Origin of the sequence: Blautia sp. NSJ-175, assembly GCF_022867815.1 — a bacterium.
GTDB lineage: Bacteria > Bacillota > Clostridia > Lachnospirales > Lachnospiraceae > Blautia > Blautia celeris.
Map to the genome: position 1 here is coordinate 185,009 of NZ_JALIFQ010000004.1, position 20,148 is coordinate 205,156.

A 20,148-nucleotide genomic window follows, 5' to 3' on the forward strand; every position below is an offset into this window, starting at 1 on the left:
GACGGCCTGTCCTGAAAAGGGGGTTAGGAGAAAAAATGCTGAAAAAAATATGTGTAAATATAGAAGAGATTATTGCTGGTATCGCTCTCTGTATCATGTCTGTGGCAACAGTTTTTAATGTATTCTGCAGACTGGTCCTGAGCAAGAGCTATCCCTGGGCAGAGGAAATATCGTATTTCTGCTTTGCCTGGCTGATCTTTGTGGGAGCCAGTGCAGTGTACAAACGGTATCAGCACAGTTCCATTGATATCCTGGTAAGGGTTTTTCCTGAAAAATTAAAAGTGGTGGTAACTATGTTTTCCATGATAGTGCAGATTGTGTGTATCGGAGCAGCGGCATATTTAAGCCTGGTATATTCCGTAAATGCGTGGACAAGAAAGACACCGATCATGAATATCCCTTATACTTTTGAAGCTCTGGCCATGACGGTAGGCTTTGGCCTGATGTTCATCCATGCTATTTTCTTCTGCATCAATGTGGTGAGATACCAGGATTATTTCCACACAAGACCTATATATCAGGGAATCTTTACTGTGGAAACCGTGGAGGATATGGTTCTTGAGGAGAGGGAACAGACAGAAGAAAGGGGTGAAGAAAGATGAATCTATGGCCGATTTTACTGGTTTTTGTACTGTTTTTCCTGAATATACCGGTTGCATTTTCCATGATCATTTCAGCGCTTGTGTATTTTGTATTTATGTGTGAGGGAGTGCCCATGGATGTCATGACCCAGTCACTGCTGTCCACATCGGAATCCTTTACCATGCTGGCAGTACCGTTCTTCATCACAGCCGGATGTATCATGGGATACGGAGGAATCTCCAGCAGTCTGATGGATTTCTGTGAAGTGCTGACAGGGCATTTTACAGGCGGTCTGGGGCATACGAATGTGCTGCTCAGCACATTCATGGGCGGAATCTCAGGTTCCTCCTGCGCGGATTGTGCCTTTGAGAGCAAGATGCTGGTGCCGGAAATGGAGAAGAGAGGATATACAAAAGGTTATGCGGCGGCGATCACAGCGGCATCCTCCTGTATCACACCCATCATACCGCCGGGAATCTGCCTGATCATCTATGCGACGGCGGCAAGTGTATCTATCGGGGACATGTTCCTCGCAGGTTACATACCGGGAATATTGATCGCCATTTCCCTTATGATCACCAATTATATCGTATCGAAAAAAAGAGGGTTTATTGCATCCAGGAGCCACAGGCCAACCTGGAAGGAAATATGGCCTCAGCTTAAAAAATCCGTCTGGGCACTGATTCTGCCCTTTGGAATCATTATGGGACTGAGGATGGGGATTTTCACACCCACGGAATGCGGTGCGGTGACCATTGTCTACTCCATCATCATCGGTAAATTCGTATATAAAGAGCTGAAGAGAGAACATATCAAACATATTATTGTTGACTCCGTGTCAAGCACAGCTAACGTTCTGCTGATCTTATCGGCAGCAGGCCTGTTCTCACAGTATATGGTCTGGGAGCAGATTCCGCAGAACATGGCTTCCGCGCTTCTGAACCTGACAAGCAACAAATATGTATTCATCATGCTGGTCCTTTTGTTCCTCTTTATCCTGGGCATGTTCCTGGATGCAGCGGCTGCCCTGATCATACTGCCGCCTCTTCTAGTCCCTGCCGCCATAGCGCTGGGAATCAGCCCTATCCATCTCGGTATCGTTATGTGCCTCATGGATACCATCGGCGGCATTACACCGCCTTTCGGGGTAATGCTCTTTACCTGCATGTCGGTTACGAAAGTGAAGCTGGTTGACTACATAAAAGAAGGATGGCCTTTGATCGTGACGGTATTTCTGATCTGTATTCTGGTTGCGCTGGTGCCGGGGATCAGTACATTCCTTCTTTGATGGAATCCTGTAATAGGTCCAATCATATGCAGGACAGGATTCAGCTAAAATGACAAGATAAGAAATGATAAATGCAAGATTGCCCATCGACCCTGCAGGCGATTGCAGGTATGATGAAAACAGTGATCAAACAGCAGAAAGGAAGTAAAATCTATGAAAAAAATACTGATTTCAGAATGGGTTCCGGAAGAATGCCTTGCCCCATATAAAGAAGACTATGATTTCACCTGTCCGTCCAGAGAAAAACACGCGTTTTCTTATGATGAGGTATACGAAATGATCGAGGATTATGATGCTTATTTCATACTGGACAACGAGGGTGACAAAAAGGTGATCGACAGGGCAAAGAACCTGAAAGTCATCGCCAATTTCGGCGTGGGCTACAACAACATAGACTGGAAATATGCCACAGAGGTGGGGCTGCCTGTTGTAAATACTCCCACAACAGTGACGGAGGCCACAGCGGAACATGCAGTGGCTCTACTGATCGCCACCATGCGAGGTGTGGCAAGATATGACAGGGAGGTGCGCCGCGGTGTGTGGAACTCACCGAATTTCTCAGATATCGACTGTGAAGTCTACGGCAGAACGCTGGGAATCATGGGCTTCGGGCGTATCGGAAAGATGGTCTGCAAAAAAGCCCAGGGACTTGGGATGAAAGTCATCTACTTTGACAAATACAGAGCTTCACAGGAAGTGGAAAAAGAATATAACGTAACGTACATGAGCTTCGATGATGTGGTAAAGAACAGTGACTGCATTACCCTGCACATGCCGTATATTCCGGAGAACCATCATATCTTCAATGCGGAAGTATTCCGGGCCATGAAGGACAGCGCCTATCTTATCAACGCGGCGAGAGGCCCTATTGTTGATGAAAAAGCACTGGCAAAGGCATTGAAGGACGGCACGATCAAGGGCGCGGGCCTGGATGTGTTCGAGGATGAGCCGAATGTGGAACCGGAGCTTCTGGAGCTTGACAACGTGACACTGACCCCGCATATCGCCAGTTGTACCCTGAAGGCACGCATGGGCATGTGCCGGGAGGCACTGGGCGGAATCATCGGAGTGCTGGAGGGGAAGAAACCCTATAATGTGGTGAATCCGGAAGTTTTGAAATAGAGGAGGTGGGATAATGAAATTGCTGCTTGGTCTGGACATTGGAACCACTGCAATGAAGATCGCCCTGTTTGACAGGACAGGTGCACTGCTGGCTGTCTCCACCCAGGAATACGATTTACTGACTCCTGCCCCTAATTATGTGGAGGAAAAACCGGAAGTATATTGGGATGCCTTCTGCACAGGTCTGAAGGATATAAAAAGCCGTTACACCATAGCAAAGGACGCGCAGATTTCCCTTGCCATGTCCGCCCAGGGGGAGACCATCTTCTTTCTGGACAAGGACGGCAGGCCCCTAAGAAATGCCATTGTATGGATGGACAACCGCGCAGTCAGGGAGGCAGAGATGCTTAAGGAGGCCTTCGGAAATGCCAAGTGCTATCAGAAAACAGGCCAGGTCAGTTTTGAGGCCTGCTGGCCCGCATCGAAAATCCTCTGGGTACGTGAGCATGAGCCGGAAGTTTTTCAGAACACAGACAAGTTTCTCCTGATCGAGGATTACTTTATCTACAGGCTGACAGGAAAATATGCCACAGAGCCATCTCTTGTCTGCTCCTCCACCTACTGGGATATTATTGAAAGAAGTTACTGGCAGGAGATGCTGGATTTTCTGGGAATCAAGGAATCACAGCTTGCCCCTGTCAGGGAATCCGGGGAGATAGTGGGAAAAATCCTGCCCGAGGTAGCAGCAGAGCTGGGCCTCGGAACGGATCTTACGGTCTGCACCGGCGCGCTTGACCAGGCGGCAGGCGCCATCGGTGCAGGAAATATCAGGGAGGGCATGTTCTCCGAGACTGTGGGTGCGGCACTTGCCGTATGTGTTCCGGTCAACAAACCCGTATTTGATCCTGCATGTAAAATGCCCCTGTTCTGTTTCCCTGTAAACGGAATGTATATGATCCACACATTCACTAACGGAGGCATGACCCTGCGCTGGTTCCGGGATAAATTCTGTGAGGTGGAAATGCTGGCTGAGAAAAGAGGAGGTCAGGATGCCTACGATATGATCAGTAAGCAGGTGGAAAAGATACCGGCCGGTTCTGACGGCCTGGTCATGCTTCCTCATCTGTCGGGGTCCCTGGCCCCGGATGTAAATTCCAAGGCGAAAGGTGTCTGGTTCGGGTTTACCCTCCAGCATACCATGCCGCATTTTATGAGATCTATTATGGAATCTTTGGGCTATATCTTGCGGCGGAATATAGAAGCACTGAACGACATGGGAATCCGGGTAAAAGAGATTCGTTCCCTGGGCGGCGGTTCCAAGAGCCGGGTATGGTGTCAGATCAAGGCAGATATCAATCAGGTGACACTGGAGACCGTCAAATCCGTGGAGGCCGCATCTCTGGGAGCCGCCATACTGGCAGGGACTGCCACGGGCATCTTTGAGAGTGTGGAAAGCGCAGTGGACAGTATGGTGGAAGTCAAAGAACGCATCACACCCTCTGCCCACAACCGGGAGGCCTATGAGAAAGGGTACGCCATGTACCGTAAACTTTTCTCTGACCTGACCGAATGCTTTGAAAAAATGTAATACGAATATGTAAGATAAGGATGCAAACTTATGAGCGAAAAAAATATCCGGTCTGCCATGAACACCATGACGCACGGCGTATATGTCATTGGTACCCATGCAGACGGAAAATATAATCTGATGACAGCAGCCTGGCTGTCCTAGGTATCGGGAAGGCCGCCCATGCTGATGGCGGCAGTCTCAAAGAGCCACTACACCGCAGAGCTTCTGAAGGCCAGCAGTAGATTTTCCGTGAGCGTTCTGACAAAGGATCAGAGAGAGACTGCCCTGAAATGCGGCAGTGTCAGCGGAAGAAAAAAGGACAAGCTGGCGGAAGTGGATGTGGAATTTACAGAGGAAGGGCTGCCCTTTATCAAAGGTGCTGCCGCCTGCATCATATGTGAGGTGACGAGTGTGACGGAAAGCTCTGACCACTGTATTTTTATTGCGGAAGCGGTCAGTGGACAGGTATTTTCCGGAGAGGCACTTTTATACAGAGAAAAGGATTTCTTTTAGGAGGGGGAAAGATATGAAAGTTATGAGAGAGAAAGAGGCGCGGATTTCCCTGGACGGACCGGAAGTCTGCAGAGAATATCTGGAAACAGGTAAGATCACATTTGGTTCCTCCACCCTTCTGCCCGGACAGACCGGGGGCATCGATCCCGGCCATCCGTTGTCCCATGAAGTGTTTTTTGTGAGCCGTGGACATGTGATCATGAGAAATCCCCATACGGGAGGACACTATGAGCTTTTTGAGGGGGATATCATCCTGGTAGAGGAGGGGGAACCCCACGAACTGACAAATATAGGAATGGAGCCGGCAGTCATTACATGGAGCTGTGCTCCCAGCCATTTCAAATAGGAGGAATTAGAGATGAACCAGCCAAAAGTAGGAGTTGTAGGCGTCACCTGCAGATTTGAGAGCGGGGGACAAAGAGCAGAGGAATTGATAAACGGAGTGAAAAACGCACTGAGCAGCCAGGGGTTAGAAGTGGTATGCGCAGATAAGGTGGCATGGGATGCGGCGGATGCGGTGGACGTATGCAGACAGTTTAAAAAAGAGGATTTGGATGCGCTGGTTATTGTGGAAGTGACATGGATCATGGACTCCATGCAGTATATCTTCATGAACGAGCTGCAGATTCCCACAATTTTCTGGGCAGTGCCTTACACAGAGACATTTTCCATCGGATGTGTACAGCATTTCGGTTCCATCCTGAAAGGTCAGGGCATCGAATACGAGTACGTTTACGGACTGCCGGAAGATGAGGCACCTGCAGGCAGAGTAAAAGCAGCGGCCCAGGCATCCCAGATCATCAGGGCGGTAAAGGGAATGCGCCTTGCCCTTGTGGGCCCCCGTCAGACATGGCGTGTGGCAGGTCCCCAGGATATGTCCGCAGAGGAGTGGGAATTTTCAAAAAAATTTGGTGTGACCCTGATCCATATTGAAATGAGCGAGATTACGGAAGGGGCAGATAAGATCAGCGATGAGGAAGCTGAAAAGACACTTAACTGCCTGTCAAAGCGCACCGGAAAGGTGCTGGCGGATAAGGAGACCATGCTGTATATGGCAAAGGTATATCTCTCTACAAAAAAAGTCATTGAGCGGTATTCCCTGGACGCCATGGCAGCGGAGTGTTATCCCATGTACAGCGGACTGATGAACCTGACATCCTCCTGGCTGGCAGACGAGGGGATGATCGTGGACACAGAGGGAGATATCGGCCACACCATGGTGATGTATATGCTGAATCTGGCGGCAAAGGGCGGCGCCTGTGCCCTCGGCGAGGTGGGCAGCATGGATGATGTGAACAATATCCTGGCCCTGGCTCATGAGGGGAGCACAGCCCATTCCCTGGCAGAGAGCATCGACAAGGTACAGATTTCACCAAGCGGCGAGAAAGGCACATTCGTGGGCGTGCCGCTGAAGGGCATGGAAAGTGTGACCGTTTCCAGCATTGTGGGAAACAGGGGACAGTATAAGCTTCTGGTGGAAAAGGCCGATGTGGAGGCAGCCACCCATGAGGAATGGGTAGAGGGGGGAGAGAAACTCCTTGTTAAACTCCACGTGTCCGGAAAAGCCAGCCAGGTGGTAAATACACTGATGGAAAAGGGAATGGACCATCATCTTCTGGTGAAAGAAGGAGATTATACAGATGTGATGAGCCTGCTGTGTAAGTTTATGGGGATTGAGAAGGTTACGTTTTGCTAACTGATCAATCAGGCCTGCGCACTTATTTCTGGTCGGAACGGTTGGGTCAAAAAACTGCCGTTCCGGCACTTTTAATTAAAAAAGATGGGGTAAACTTTCTATAAATTTTTAAAAAATATTATTGCAGTGGAGTGCTGTATCTGCTATACTGTTCCACATATTCTGATATGGATTTTTCTATTTTTCAATTTCATTAAATCGGCAATTTCTGCCGGAATTCACAATGTAGTAACAACTGAATAAGAAAAAGCGCGGGAGCGGCAAGTTGTGGAACGGGTATCTTTCTGTTATAATGTATACAGGTTCCTGAGGCTTTCGCTGCTTTGGAAAGACGAGGCAATATGAACAGAAACAGAAACAGAAGGAGAAGCATAAGCAGGGCACTCAGAAAAAAACAAGTAAACAGAAATTACAAGGATAGCCTGTTCCGCATGATCTTCGGGAACAGAAAGGCTGCACTGAAGCTTTATAATGCCATCAATCATTCCAATTATCAAAATCCGGAGGATTTGGAGATCACTACGATCGAAGGGGCCATTTATATGGGCGTAAAGAATGACCTGTCCTTTTTGATCGACAGTGTGATGAATCTGTATGAAGCCCAATCTACCAGAAATCCCAATATGCCTCTGCGGGGATTGATCTATTTCGCAAGAGTATATCAGGGATATGTGGAAAAGAGAGAGCTTGATCTGTATTCCGGCAGCCGTATCAAAATCCCATTGCCGCGGTATATTGTATTTTATAATGGATCGGAGGAAGAACCGGACCGCCGGGAGTACCGTCTGAGTGACGCATTTGAGAAGAAGCAGGACAGTTATTGCCTGGAATGTGTGGCCACGGTTCTGAATATTAATGCAGGACATAACAGACAGTTGATGGAAGACTGCAGCTTGTTGTGGCAGTATGCTTCTTTTGTATCCAAGGTGCGGCAGTATCTGGAAATGTACCCCGAAGATTTGGAGGGTGCAGTGGACAGGGCGGTGGAAGAATGTATTGCGGAAGGCATTCTTGCGGATTTTCTGAAGAAAGAGCGTGGAGAGGTGAAAGACGTGATACTGACAGAGTATAATGCGGAACGCCATATTAAAAATGAGAAGAAGCTCAGTTATGAGGAAGGGGTCGAAAAAGGAATAGAAAAAGGTCTGGAACGGGGGATAAGGGCATTTATAACTGAAAAGGAGGAGGAAGAAGCAGGGAAAACAATTATTATAGAAAAATTGCAGAAGCATTTTATGCTGGACAGAGAGAAAGCAGAATATTATTATGAGAAATTTTCTAAAAAGATGTAAAAGAGTGCTTTAAAGCAGACAGTGTAATTCGTTTTGTGTTTTAACAAAAAGAGAGCTCCTTTTTGGTGAGGATTAAGATATGACAATTCTTATCAAAAAGGAGTATTTTTTATGCCGGAAAAGGTCCGAATCCAGGGCCGTCACAATCAGAACGGATAGGTAAATCTTAAAAAGCAATATAAGACATATACCGGGCAAGATATTAAATTGAATAAGAACAAGGCCAATCGTATAATCGATTTATAATATAAAAGAAATAAAAAGCAAAAAAATAAATGGAGGAAAGCAATATGAAGAGTTATAAAGTATCAGCAGCAGAGCTTAAGAATTTTACAAAAACCGTGTTTGAAAAAACAGGTTTGCAGGAAAGTGACGCGCAGGCTATAGCGGAATTGCTGGTCCATGCAGATGTGCGCGGCGTGAGCAGCCATGGAGTTATCCGCATGAAGCCTTATATCGAAAAGATAAACGGCGGCGGAGCTTCCCTAAAAAGTACATATCCTGTGGTGCAGGAGACAGCCAATACAGCAGTTATTGACGCGGAAGGCGGTCTCGGTGCAGTTGCAGGGGAAAAGGCGGTGAAGATTGCCAGGGAAAAGGCGAAGAACAGCCTGATCTCTATTGTGTCCGTAAAGAACAGCAACCATTTCGGCATGGCAGGCCACTGGGCTATGAAGCTGGCCGGGGAGGACTGTATCGGTTTTGCCTGCTCCAATACGGACCCCTCCATGGCACCTCCGGGAGTGACGATTCCGTTTATCGGCAATAATCCGTTCTCTTTTGCCTTTGCAGCAGGTGAAAAATATCCGGAAGTCTGTGTGGACATGGCGACCAGCGCGGCGGCATTTGGAAAAGCCAAGGCTTATGCCCTGGCAGGAAAACCGATTCCGGAGGGATGGCTTCTGGACAAGCAGGGCAATCCCACCACAGAATTGTCCGAATACGGAATGCTGGTTCCCATGGCAGAGCACAAGGGGTTCGGTGTGGCCTTTATTGTGGAATTGTTTACCACACTGCTCTCAGGCGGTGTATTGTCACCTAATGTAAATGACCAGGATCTTCCGGCCACACCGGAGCTGTCCAGCCAGAGCTTTGGCTGTATCAATATCCGGGCTTTCAGGGAGCTTTCACAGTTCCATAAGGATGCTCAGGAGTACATTGAGGATATCAAGGCCCTTCCTGTAAAAGAGGGCGTGGGCAGCGCAAAATATCCCGGGGAGATTGAATACACCAACAAACAGAGGAGTCTGGAACATGGAATCATTCTCCCGGAGGCTTTGGCAGAGCAGCTTGCTGAGACAGGCAGGTCACTTGGAATCCAGATGGCTGAGATGGCATTTCTCACAGCAGAAGAAGCATAATTCTGGATTCGCAGAGGGAATATCTCTGCGAGGAATAAATAGAAAATGGAGAAAAGTTTATGAAAAGCCTGTATGTGTCCGATCTGGATGGGACGTTGTTCAATAAAAAGAAAAGGATTTCCGATAGGTCAGCGGATATCATCAACCGCTGCATAGAAAAGGGAATGCTGTTTTCAGTGGCTACAGCGCGTATGCCTTACGGCTGTGATTACCGGTTGAAGGACCTGCATATGAATGTACCGGGAATTGTGACGAACGGGGTATTTTTATATGATTTTCAATCCGAAGAAATCATTTCCGCGGAAGCTGTTCCTGTAAGTGCAGCGCAGAAAGTGATACGTGCGTTCAAAGACTGCGGGATGTCCTGCTTTTTGTACACGTATGACAGCCGGGGAATCAGCATTTATTATGATGAAAAGAGGATGGAGGAGCAGACCCAGTATTACAGTGACAGGGCGCTTCAGAAATGTGCAGAGGTCACCTTTACAAAGAAAGCAGAGGAAATGGTCCAGAAGGGAGATCCTGTATATCTGACATGTACCGGGACGGAAGAAGAGCTGAAACCGGTGTGCAGGAAACTGGATGAGATAGAGGGGATCAAGTATTCCTTTTATCTGAATATCTATAACGGGATGTACTGCCTGGAGGTGTTCAGTGCACATGCAAGCAAGAAAAACGCTCTGAAGAAGCTGATGAAAATCACCGGGAGCGAGGAGCTGGTGGTGTTCGGGGATAACTTCAATGATCTGTCCATGATAGAGATTGCGGACAGGAGCTATGCGCCCATGAATGCGCTGCCTGAAATAAAGAAAGTGGTGGACCGGGTGCTGCCTGACTGTGATCATGACGGTGTAGCGGCGTTTCTGGCTGAGGAGTGGGGACTTAACGTCTAGTTGCTTGGGTATCAGAAAAAAAGTGGAGAGGGACTGGCAGCAGTTCCTCTCAATTATTATTAGCCTGTGTATGTTGTTCTTTGTATTCCGCAGGATTCATCCCCATGTATCTCTTGAATGTCTTATAGAAATAACTGTAGTTATTGAACCCCACCTTCTCTGCGGCCTTGTTGATGGTCATATCTCCGGTGAGATAGTGGGCTGCCTGGGCTATGCGTTTTTCCACAATATAATTGGTGAGCGTATAATTCGTCACCTTCTTAAAAATCCTGCAGATGTAATATTCACTGTAACTCACTTCCTGGGCCAGTACACCCAGAGACAGATCCTCACTCAAATGGTTGTTGATATAGTCCACCAGTTTGGCTATCATGGACACATGCCGGGAATCCGTATTATCAAAATGGATGCCGTCATAGCAGTCGCTGAACAGGTAGGAGGCCAGCTGATGGATCAGCGCCTTTTCAAAGATATCCTTGCCATGGGCAGGCTTCTGGTCCCGGTATTGTTCCAGAATCCGCAGATATTTGTCAAAGCATTTTCCTTCCACATGGAAAATTGGATAATTCCTGCTGTCCTTGCTGAAGATATCCAGAAGGTTTGACTGGGCAGTATTGAAAGACAGGAGCAGATTGGGGTCAATGCTGATGCTGAAACGCTCGTAATAAGTATTCTTGTTATAGATCAGGGTGTGCGGATCAAACATGTTGATGAGGGCAATATCCCCCCGCCTGATCAGATATTCTTTGCCGTTGATTTTGAAAATACCTGCATTCCCCAGATAGACAACAATTTCATAAAAGTCATGATAATGCAGGTTGGAACGCATCTCATTTTTGGGTGTCCGAAACAGACAGTCATAGTCTCCCTTGTAAATGGAAGAGCGGGATAAGAATTTGGCTTCCATGGGTTTTCCTCCTTTATATTTTAAGTTTACTGCCGGATATTCCTAAAGTCAATGAAATGACAAGATAAGAAATGTTCTCGGCAAGATTATAAATAGAATATCAAACGGAACTGAACTACTATAGGGTTAAGCAAAAAAAGAAAGGACGGATCAATGATGAAATCGTTTTGTGTCAGCCTGAAAAGTATCAGGGATATCACAGAGCTTGTGAATATAGCTTCGGATTGCGAGGGGCATATTGAACTGATTCAAGGAGGGCACAGGATAAATGCAAAATCCATACTTGGCATTTTCAGCTTGAATCTGCAGGAACCAGTAGAGATCAATATGGAAAAGGAAAATGAAGAAATAGAGTGCAGGCTGAGAGAAAGGAGAATACAGTTATGACATTGGAAGAACAGAAGGAACGGATGATCACAGGAAAGCTGTATAATGATTTGACGGAGGAGCTGGTGAACGCAAGAAAAGAAACCGTCCGCCTTACAGACCGGTACAACCGCACTTATGGGGAAGAGCCGCAGGTGCGGGAGCAGGTTCTGAAACAGATATTAGGTTCTATGGGGGAGAATGTATTTTTTGAACCATCCTTCCGCTGTGAATTTGGATTTAACATCCATATCGGAAATGATTTTTATGCGAATTTTGACTGTGTCATGCTGGATGGAGGCGGAATAGAGATTGGTGACCATGTACTGTTTGGGCCGCGGGTGGGTATCTATACGACAAGACATGCGTTTGATGCAAAAGAAAGAGCAGCAGGGGCGTGTTTTGCCAGACCTGTGAAGATTGGAAACAATGTCTGGATCGGGGCAGGGGTACATATCGACTGTGGTGTTGCGATCGGGGACAATTCCATCATCGGGGCAGGGAGTGTCATCACCAGGGATATTCCAGCGAATGTGGTGGCTGCGGGAGTCCCCTGCAGGGTGATACGGCAAATATCCGGGGAGGAAAAGACGGATTATTTTGATATATTGAGAACGGAATACCGCGATACCAAAAGTGATATAGATTGAGAAAAAGTTTTGCATATTATAGTATAACAGAATACGAAAAAATTAGAGATGCAGTTTAACTGTACTCTGGACCGGTCGTGTAGAAGATTTGGTGCAGGGGGCAGATAAACTGTATTTTTTTGTAAATTCTGCAATGGTCTGATCAGTGCTTCCGTGATCAATGCCATTCCTGACACAATATCCGATGATTTTTTTAACGACGATGAAGATCATTGTTATCCATACACTGTTTCACACTGCGCCTCCTTGCCATACTGTTAGAGGAATTAAGATTTTTTCAGAATCACATCAGAATCTGTTAAGATTTAGGATTTATAGTAAATACCGTAAAGAGAAACAAAAACATCAGGCAGGAAAATGAGGTAGAGAGAATGCGGGAAGCAATGATTAAAATATGCGGCGTCCGAAAGGTTTACAGAATAGGGACGGAAAAAGTCATTGCTCTGGACCGGATAGACGCAGATATCCAAAAGGGTGAGATATGCTGTATTTTCGGCACATCCGGTTCAGGCAAGAGTACACTTTTGAACCAGCTTGCAGGCATGGAAAAACCCATAGAGGGAAAAATTGTGATCGACAGCGTGGATATTACAAAACTGCGGGAGGAAAAGATGGCAGCCTTCAGGCAGAAACACATCGGATTTATTTTCCAGTCCTACAATCTGCTGCCATATATGACTGCTCTGGAAAATACAGCGCTGCCTCTCATGTTCCAGGGGTATGGGAAAAAGGAGAGAGAAGCCAGGGCCGCCCGGCTTTTAAAAATGGTGGGCCTTGGGGAGCGCCTCAGCCACTATCCCTCACAGATGTCCGGCGGACAGCAGCAGCGCGTGGGAATTGCAAGGGCTTTTGCCGCAAACCCGGATGTGATCTTTGCGGATGAGCCAACCGGGAACCTGGACACCAAGACAACGGCGCAGATTATGGAAATGGTCCTGGCATTTGCCAGGGAGAACCGGCAGACCATTGTACTCGTAACCCATGACCCTGAGATGGCATCCTATGCGGACCGGATACTGACTCTGATAGATGGAAATATAGTAAAGGATGAGAGAAAGGATAAAAAATGAAGGCAAAATTAATTAGAAAAAGGTTATTTGCAGGAATCATCTGCCTGGGCCTTACCGGCAATCTGTTTTTATACAATGTTTCGGCAGCAGAGGCCGGACAGGACAGCAGCACGGCAAAAAGCGCATTGGAAAATCAGTCCGGCAGCAGTGGAAAGGAGGAGAACGGACAGGAGCAGATATCTGCAGCAGGTGTCCGGAATACAGCCTCTCAGGATGAAAACCGGGAACCGCCTGCTCCGGATGACTCCGGCCAGCCGGATAAGCCCAGTCAATCAGACAAACCGGGCCAATCGGACAATTCCGGTCAGCCGGAGAACTCAGGTCAATCGGACAATCCCGGTCAGCCGGATAAAGACCAGCAGGGGCAGGAGCCGACAGCAGTATCCATTTCCAGAGAAGAGATGAGCAAAGGCTTGGAATCCGGGCAGGAGTTTCAGGTCAGCCTTATTCTGAAAAATACATCCCCCAACACAGATTTTAAGAATGTAAAACTGCAGATCGAGACACCCGAGGGCTTAGCAATGGCAGCGGAACAGAAAACCGGCACCATCAAGGTGGGCAGTCTGGCTGCAGATGAAACGAAAAAGGTTGCTGTAAAGTTATCCGCCGGAAAACTTTCTGGAGATGTCCCCACACTGGTAATGAAGGCGGAAGTCTCCTATGAGTACCAGGCAGAGGGCCAGACGCGGACTGGAAGTGACCGGGAAGATATACTTCTCCCTGTTGCAGCAGACAATGGGAAAAACTTCGTAGATAATTCCGGTGAGACTAACAGTGCCGAGGCGTCAAACAGCGGGGGAGACAGCCAGGATAACAGCGGCGGGGGAGACGGCGGTTACGAGGGCGGCGACGCAGGCACCGGTGACGGAGCAGGAGGCGGTGCGTCAGAGAGCGGAAAGAAGAAGCTGGACCCCATGACCCCCAATATTATTGTCAGCCAGTACGAATATGACAGAAACATCACCGCCGGTCAGGAATTTGAGCTGAAAATGGTCCTCTATAACACAAGCAAACAAAATACAATAGAAAACATAGTCATGTCCGCAGAAGCAGGAGAGGCACTTTCCATAGAAGATTCCTCCAATACCACATACATAGAGCGGATGAAACCACAGGAGTCCGTCACAAAGGTGGTAAGATTGAAAGCACTTCCCCAGGAACAGGCGGATAAAGCCAAGCTGGAGCTGAATTTCAAGTATGAGTACCTGAAACAGGAGGAGAGAACCCAGGTGACCTCCACGGAAAAACTGTCTGTCCGCTATGCCCAGCCGGACCGTTTCAGCCTCGGAGATATCCAGAAGGAAAAGGAGATCAGCGCAAATGAGGAGACTGCCATCTCCATCCCCTATGTAAACAAAGGGAAAACCACAGTCAGCAACGTGGAGGCCAGGCTGAAGACAGAGATGGCCAGCGAAGAAACTTATAAATTTCTGGGAAATGTGGAGGCCGGCACCAGCGGAACCATTGATTTTTTCGTGACACCGCCAAAAGAAGGAAAGCATAAGGCAAAAATTCTGGTGACCTATGAGGACGTATCCGGCAATGAGATGACAGTGGAAAAGGAGGTGGAACTGACAGCCGCCCAGGGAAATCCGGATGAGTTCTCAGAAGGGTCCATGGACGGAGTGATGCCGGGCAGTGAGGAGATGGAAAGCGGCAGTGCGGGAACATCGGCTGTGAAAGCAGTGATACCGGCTGCGGGTGTACTTTCCCTTGCAGGTGTGTATATATGGCGCCGCAGACGCAGGAAAAAATCACTGTCAGAAGAAGAGGAGAATTTATAATGTCATTTTTTGATATCATGCAGATGTGTATCCGGAATCTGTACCGCAGAAAAGGCAGGACTGCCCTCACCGTCTCCGGCGTGATCATTGGCTGCTGTGCCATTGTGATCATGGTGTCCCTTGGAATCGGCATGAAACAGGCACAGGACCAGATGCTGGCGCAGATGGGAAATCTGACCAGGATCACGGTCACTCCGTCTCCTGCAAAGGATGCCCACAAAACCCTGCTGGATAAAAAGGCTGTAAAGCAGATGGGGCAGCTTCCCGATGTGACCTCAGCCATCGTAAAAAATACGCTTGATCTGGGAGAACTGCAGCTCACTGCCGGCGAGAAGAACAGATTCCAGAACGCTTCCGCCACCATCATAGGAATCCCGGAAAAGGATCTGGAAAAGATGGGCTATACCCTGACAGACGGCAAATATCCGAAGAACAGGGCATTTGAAGTCCTGGCAGGACAGCACTTTGCCTATCAGTTTACAGACAGCAGACGCCCGGAAGGAAAAAATGTGGTGGATTACTGGGACAATGAGGATGCGAAGCCTTTTTTCAAGGCAATGGGAACCGAACTTTCTGTGGCGGAAAAAAAGCAGAAAAAAACCTCCGAGCCGGGAGAAAACCAGACAGCCTCTTCCGTCGCGGAGTGGAAGGAAATCCAGAAGCTTAAAATCGTAGGACAGCTGAAAGAAAATTACGATGCAGGGGAGGAGACAGGTTCCGGACTCATCATGCGCCTGAGCGATATGGAAAAACTTCAGAAACAGATCCAGAAGATAAGCGGTCAGAAAAAGGCAAAGGAGTACTCCCAGGTTGTAGTCAATGTTAAGGATATCAAAAGCGTGGAACAGGTGGAAAATATGGTCCGGCAGATGGGATTTCAGACGTATTCCATGGAATCCATCCGAAAACCTATGGAGAAGGACGCCAGACAGAAGCAGATGATGCTGGGAGGCCTGGGGGCCATATCCCTTCTTGTGGCGGCCATAGGAATCGCCAACACCATGATCATGTCCATTACGGAGAGAACCAGGGAAATCGGGATCATGAAGGCTGTGGGCTGTTTTCTTGGGGATATCAGGAAAGAGTTCCTGCTGGAAGCAGCAGCCATTGGTTTTTTGGGCGGAAGCATTGGTATCCTGCTCAGCTATCTGGTGTCCTGGCTGATGAACCATATATCCTCCCTGGCCCCGGGCGGAGGGGATATGGATATGATGGCAGCGGGCGGCATGGACATGATGGGCGGCGGAAGTACCGTCATGTCGGTGATACCGCTGTGGCTTGCGGGCTTTGCCCTTCTGTTCTCTGTTTTCATGGGCGTGGCAGCAGGCTATTACCCGGCGAACAAAGCTGTGAAAATTTCGGCACTGGAGGCCATGAAATCATAAAACCAGCGGATATACTTATCATTTCGGCCGTACTGTGGTATAGTTTGAATTATAAAGAACTGTTGTTGATAAGATAGGACGGAGGTACCATGAATAAGGCAAATATATTGATCATTGAGGATGACGCGGATATCCGTGAGGGTATCAGAATCCTGCTGGAAAGTGAAAATTATACGGTACAGGAGGCGGAGAACGGACATGCGGGACTGAAGCTTTTGACTCCTGATACGGACCTGGTGATTCTGGATGTGATGATGCCCGGTATATCAGGACTTAAGACGTGTGAAGAGATAAGGAAAATTTCCTATGTGCCCATTATGTTTCTTACGGCAAAGGCCCAGGAATCTGACAAGCTCATAGGGCTTATGGCAGGCGGTGATGATTATCTTGGGAAGCCCTTTTCCTACTCCGAACTGCTTGGCAGGGTGAAAGCACTGCTGAGGCGTTACCGAATATACAGCGGAAAGGCAGAGACAGAGAAGGAGGAGGAGTACCTTACCGTCAGTGATATCCGGATCAGTAAAAAATTCAATGATGTGCAGGTGGGCGAAAGACAGGTGGATCTGTCAGACCTGGAATACAAAATACTGCTGCTGATGATGGAACATCCCGCAAAGGTATTTTCTGCCCAGAATCTGTATGAGAGCATATGGAAGGAGCCGTATTTCTATTCCTCCAACAGTACGGTCATGGTCCATATCAGGAAACTGAGAGTTAAGATAGAAGAAAATCCACAGGAACCGCAGCATATAAAAACCGTGTGGGGGAAGGGGTATACCTTTGTGTAAAAGACGATACAGTTTAAAAATGAAAGCCACCCTGGTGATGCTGGCAGCCATGGGGATTTCCGTTATCTTTTATTATGCTGTAAATTATTTCATAGGCAGTGCCCTGGATTCTTATTTTGCCTCCTCCTCCTATATTGAGCGGCAGACAGATAAGACCGCGGAGGAATTTCAGGATTATGTAACAAAGAACCAGATTTCTTCTTCGGACACAGAGGCGCTGAATGCGTGGGGGAGTGACAATCCGCTGATATATTATGTGATCTTAAAGGGCGGAAAGGTCATTTATCCATCGGAATATAAAGAGGATGAAATGATGATTCCGGATGATGCAGCTGAGGATAGCAGTCCCCCCGCAGCAGAGGAGGAGAGTTACTATGAGAGTGATTCCCAGTTATATGATATACAGTTTGCAGACGGGGCAGGAAGACTGTATGTGGTGGGCTTTTTCGATTATGAGATTTACGCGGCGGCCAATTATATAGAGCTCGGTGTGTCGGTGCTGCTGTTTCTCTTTATCTTCTTATTTTTCCTGCAGAGAAAGATCCGATATGTCCATCAGCTTGAGGAAGAGGTGAAAATTTTAGAGGGCGGCGGAATGGATAAGCAGATCACCGTAAAGGGTGGGGACGAGCTGTCAGAGCTGGCCTTCGGCCTGGAGCAGATGCGGCTCAGCCTGAATGAAAATATCAGGGAAAAAGAGGAGATCATGGAGGTGAACAACCGTCTGGTCACAGGTATGGCCCATGACCTGCGCACACCGCTCACCGCCCTCCTTCTGTACACAGAACTGCTGTCCCAGGGAAAATACAAAGATGAGAAGGAGATGGAGCAGTATCTGAAAAAGACAGCACACAAGGCAAATCAGATAAAACAGATGTCAGATGACCTGTTTGAACGGTTCTACATTACAAAAAATGAAGACATTATGCTGGAGGTACCGGAAAAGCTGTGCTATATTTTTGAGAACAGACTCTCTGACCTTGTTATGTTTCTGCACAGCCAGGGATTCCGGGTGGAGTGCGATACTGACTGGCCGGAAGTAAAACTTTCTGTCCTGCCTGAATACATGGACAGAATCCTGGATAATATTGCGTCCAATCTGCTCAAATACGCGGATAAGACAGAGCCTGTCACCATTGTGTTTTCCATGCAGGACCAGCCGGAAAAACAGATCACAATGATCATAAGAAATAAAATTGATCAAAACCCTGAGGATGTCAGCAGCACATGTGTGGGAGTTGCCAATATAGAGCAGATGATGCACAAAATGAAGGGAACCTGCAAGGTGGAAAATGACGGGCAGTTCTATGAAATAAGTCTGGTATTTCCCGCATATGAATAGTTGCGGGCAGCCTTTAGGATGGCAAAAGAAATCCGGAAAGACTGAATGTGGGTATACGACAGAAAAAGAAAAAATGCTGAGCGGAGAATTCTATGACACACGCGACCAACAACTGCGTGCCATGAGCAGCCGGGCAGGGGAAAAGCGGTTTGATTGCGCATGCTGCCGGGATATGTTATATTCTAGGGAGAGACAACCGTGGAAGAAATCATTATTTAGAAAAGGAGCTTACTATGGATTTTGAAACTTTACAGTTAAAGCGTGAAAGCTGCAGGGTTTACAGTGATAAACCCGTCTCCCGTGAAACCCTGACACATCTGGTGGATGTGGCCCGCCTGTCGCCCAGCGGGTGCAATGCCCAGCCGTGGCATTTTATTATTGTGGATGAGCCGGAGGCCCATGACAAACTGGCAGAGGCATTTGATGACAACGGCCTGACCGGGTGTCCCTGGGGAGACCGTGTGCCGGCTTATATCATGATCGTGGAGGAGGAAGCACACCTTATGCCGGGGGTGGGAGAACGCTACGGTTCCCAGCATTTTGCGCAGATGGATATCGGCATGGCGGCCATGGCGCTGTGTTATGAAGCTGCATCCATGGGACTGGGAACGTGTATGATCGGTACGATGAACCAGGAAAAACTGCATCAGTATTTTGGGATACCCGCCGAGCGGGTGATACGGCTGATCATAACTGTGGGCTATCCTGCAAAAGAAGGGGAACCGCGGCGGAAGAAACGCAAGAGCCTGGATGAGATTTTAAGTTATAATCACTGGTAATGGCAAAGTGCCTTCTGTCGGAAATGGAAAGTAACTGCTGTCAGACATAGACACGATTTTCCCGGCAGGGGTAAAGCACTGGCACGGCGCTGCGAAGGACTGCTGGTTTGCCCATCTGGCAGTGGAAGTACCGGGAGTGGAAATCACAAATGAATGATGCGAGCCGGTGGATGACGATGGGTATGGGAATCTGTAGGAGAATGTGCCCAGTCGAAAATGGAATTGTGATTTTTTCCGTTATCGGATATAATTGAAAAAAAGATTTCGGAGGAATCATATGGAACCTAAGGTAATATTGGTAGATTATCTGGATAATCCTTTGGGTGAGATGAAGAAAGGGGCAGCACATGCATCCCCGCATCTGCACCGCGCTTTTTCTGTGTTTTTGTACCATGACGGAAAAATACTTCTGCAGAAAAGAGCAGAGAATAAGTATCACTGCGGCGGTCTGTGGACAAACACCTGCTGTTCCCACCCGAGGCCCGGAGAAATAACACTGGATGCTGCCCGCAGAAGATTAGACGAAGAGATGAAGATCCATGTCAAAAGATTAGAAGAGATATATTCTTTTGTGTACTATTATAAGTTTGACAATGGTATCTGTGAGTTTGAATTTGACCATGTGATCATGGGGGAATATTACGGAAGCTATAAACTGGATCCGAAAGAAGCAGAAGCAGCAGTGTGGATGGAAAAAACAGAGTTACTGGAGGATATGCAGGCAAACCCACAGAAATATACACCGTGGTTTTTGACCTGTGCCGTGGAAGTTTTGAAGAGAATATGATTTGGAGAGTGCTGTCGCCGGCACTCTCTTTTT

At 47.7% G+C, this 20,148-nt stretch carries 19 protein-coding genes and 1 pseudogene; 19 read left to right on the forward strand and 1 reads right to left on the reverse strand.

The window, feature by feature from the left end; all coding sequences use genetic code 11:
- Positions 1-35 precede the first annotated feature (35 nt).
- The 10 genes and pseudogenes from MUB35_RS08295 to MUB35_RS08340 all read left to right on the forward strand — a co-directional run bounded on the left by MUB35_RS08295 (position 36) and on the right by MUB35_RS08340 (position 10,257).
- The gene (locus MUB35_RS08295; protein ID WP_033143623.1) at positions 36-602 is read left to right on the forward strand and encodes a TRAP transporter small permease; all 567 of its coding nucleotides are present in this window, start codon (positions 36-38) and stop codon (positions 600-602) included.
- Positions 599-1,870 (forward strand): TRAP transporter large permease, encoded by a 1,272-nt coding sequence (locus MUB35_RS08300; protein WP_033143624.1) that lies wholly within the window; start codon positions 599-601, stop codon positions 1,868-1,870. The genes MUB35_RS08295 and MUB35_RS08300 overlap by 4 nt, the downstream gene beginning before the upstream one ends.
- A gap of 153 nt (positions 1,871-2,023) precedes the next feature.
- Complete coding sequence (locus MUB35_RS08305) at positions 2,024-2,992, forward strand: NAD(P)-dependent oxidoreductase (protein WP_033143625.1); 969 nt, start codon at positions 2,024-2,026, stop codon at positions 2,990-2,992.
- A 13-nt stretch (positions 2,993-3,005) separates the two neighbouring features.
- Complete coding sequence (locus tag MUB35_RS08310) at positions 3,006-4,520, forward strand: xylulokinase (RefSeq protein ID WP_033143626.1); 1,515 nt, start codon at positions 3,006-3,008, stop codon at positions 4,518-4,520.
- A gap of 156 nt (positions 4,521-4,676) precedes the next feature.
- A pseudogene (locus MUB35_RS08315) lies at positions 4,677-5,015 on the forward strand (flavin reductase family protein); the annotation flags it as partial.
- A gap of 13 nt (positions 5,016-5,028) precedes the next feature.
- Positions 5,029-5,361 carry a cupin domain-containing protein gene (locus MUB35_RS08320; RefSeq protein WP_033143628.1) on the forward strand — a complete coding sequence of 111 codons (333 nt, stop codon included), beginning with the start codon at positions 5,029-5,031 and terminating at the stop codon, positions 5,359-5,361.
- A 12-nt stretch (positions 5,362-5,373) separates the two neighbouring features.
- Positions 5,374-6,711 (forward strand): hypothetical protein, encoded by a 1,338-nt coding sequence (locus MUB35_RS08325; protein WP_033143629.1) that lies wholly within the window; start codon positions 5,374-5,376, stop codon positions 6,709-6,711.
- Between the two features lie 341 nt (positions 6,712-7,052).
- Positions 7,053-8,003, forward strand: a complete 951-nt coding sequence (locus tag MUB35_RS08330) for a hypothetical protein (protein ID WP_244806041.1) — start codon at positions 7,053-7,055, stop codon at positions 8,001-8,003.
- Positions 8,004-8,293: 290 nt separating this feature from the next.
- Positions 8,294-9,364 carry an Ldh family oxidoreductase gene (locus tag MUB35_RS08335; protein ID WP_052099725.1) on the forward strand — a complete coding sequence of 357 codons (1,071 nt, stop codon included), beginning with the start codon at positions 8,294-8,296 and terminating at the stop codon, positions 9,362-9,364.
- Positions 9,365-9,423: 59 nt separating this feature from the next.
- Positions 9,424-10,257: an HAD-IIB family hydrolase gene (locus MUB35_RS08340; RefSeq protein ID WP_033143777.1), complete on the forward strand. Its 834-nt coding sequence runs from the start codon at positions 9,424-9,426 to the stop codon at positions 10,255-10,257.
- A 49-nt stretch (positions 10,258-10,306) separates the two neighbouring features.
- On the opposite strand, the gene MUB35_RS08345 is transcribed toward MUB35_RS08340, so the two are convergent.
- On the reverse strand, positions 10,307-11,164 hold the full coding sequence (locus tag MUB35_RS08345) for an AraC family transcriptional regulator (protein ID WP_033143778.1): 858 nt from the start codon (positions 11,162-11,164) through the stop codon (positions 10,307-10,309).
- Positions 11,165-11,317: 153 nt separating this feature from the next.
- On the opposite strand from MUB35_RS08345, the gene MUB35_RS08350 reads away from it, so the two are divergent.
- From MUB35_RS08350 to idi, 9 genes are all read left to right on the forward strand, one after another.
- Complete coding sequence (locus tag MUB35_RS08350; RefSeq protein WP_054350965.1) at positions 11,318-11,551, forward strand: HPr family phosphocarrier protein; 234 nt, start codon at positions 11,318-11,320, stop codon at positions 11,549-11,551.
- Positions 11,548-12,180: a sugar O-acetyltransferase gene (locus MUB35_RS08355; protein ID WP_081960555.1), complete on the forward strand. Its 633-nt coding sequence runs from the start codon at positions 11,548-11,550 to the stop codon at positions 12,178-12,180. The genes MUB35_RS08350 and MUB35_RS08355 overlap by 4 nt, the downstream gene beginning before the upstream one ends.
- A 371-nt stretch (positions 12,181-12,551) precedes the next feature.
- Positions 12,552-13,250 (forward strand): ABC transporter ATP-binding protein, encoded by a 699-nt coding sequence (locus MUB35_RS08360; protein ID WP_244806042.1) that lies wholly within the window; start codon positions 12,552-12,554, stop codon positions 13,248-13,250.
- Positions 13,247-15,034 (forward strand): hypothetical protein, encoded by a 1,788-nt coding sequence (locus MUB35_RS08365; protein WP_052099726.1) that lies wholly within the window; start codon positions 13,247-13,249, stop codon positions 15,032-15,034. The genes MUB35_RS08360 and MUB35_RS08365 overlap by 4 nt, the downstream gene beginning before the upstream one ends.
- Positions 15,034-16,419 carry an ABC transporter permease gene (locus tag MUB35_RS08370; RefSeq protein WP_033143781.1) on the forward strand — a complete coding sequence of 462 codons (1,386 nt, stop codon included), beginning with the start codon at positions 15,034-15,036 and terminating at the stop codon, positions 16,417-16,419. The genes MUB35_RS08365 and MUB35_RS08370 overlap by 1 nt, the downstream gene beginning before the upstream one ends.
- Positions 16,420-16,508: 89 nt before the next feature.
- Positions 16,509-17,207 (forward strand): response regulator transcription factor, encoded by a 699-nt coding sequence (locus MUB35_RS08375; protein ID WP_033143782.1) that lies wholly within the window; start codon positions 16,509-16,511, stop codon positions 17,205-17,207.
- Complete coding sequence (locus MUB35_RS08380; protein WP_156120907.1) at positions 17,200-18,549, forward strand: HAMP domain-containing sensor histidine kinase; 1,350 nt, start codon at positions 17,200-17,202, stop codon at positions 18,547-18,549. Before MUB35_RS08375 ends, MUB35_RS08380 begins: the two co-directional genes overlap by 8 nt.
- Positions 18,550-18,782: 233 nt before the next feature.
- The gene (locus MUB35_RS08385) at positions 18,783-19,328 is read left to right on the forward strand and encodes a nitroreductase family protein (protein ID WP_033143784.1); all 546 of its coding nucleotides are present in this window, start codon (positions 18,783-18,785) and stop codon (positions 19,326-19,328) included.
- A gap of 277 nt (positions 19,329-19,605) precedes the next feature.
- Positions 19,606-20,115, forward strand: a complete 510-nt coding sequence (idi, locus tag MUB35_RS08390) for an isopentenyl-diphosphate Delta-isomerase (protein ID WP_033143785.1) — start codon at positions 19,606-19,608, stop codon at positions 20,113-20,115.
- Positions 20,116-20,148: the final 33 nt, after the last annotated feature.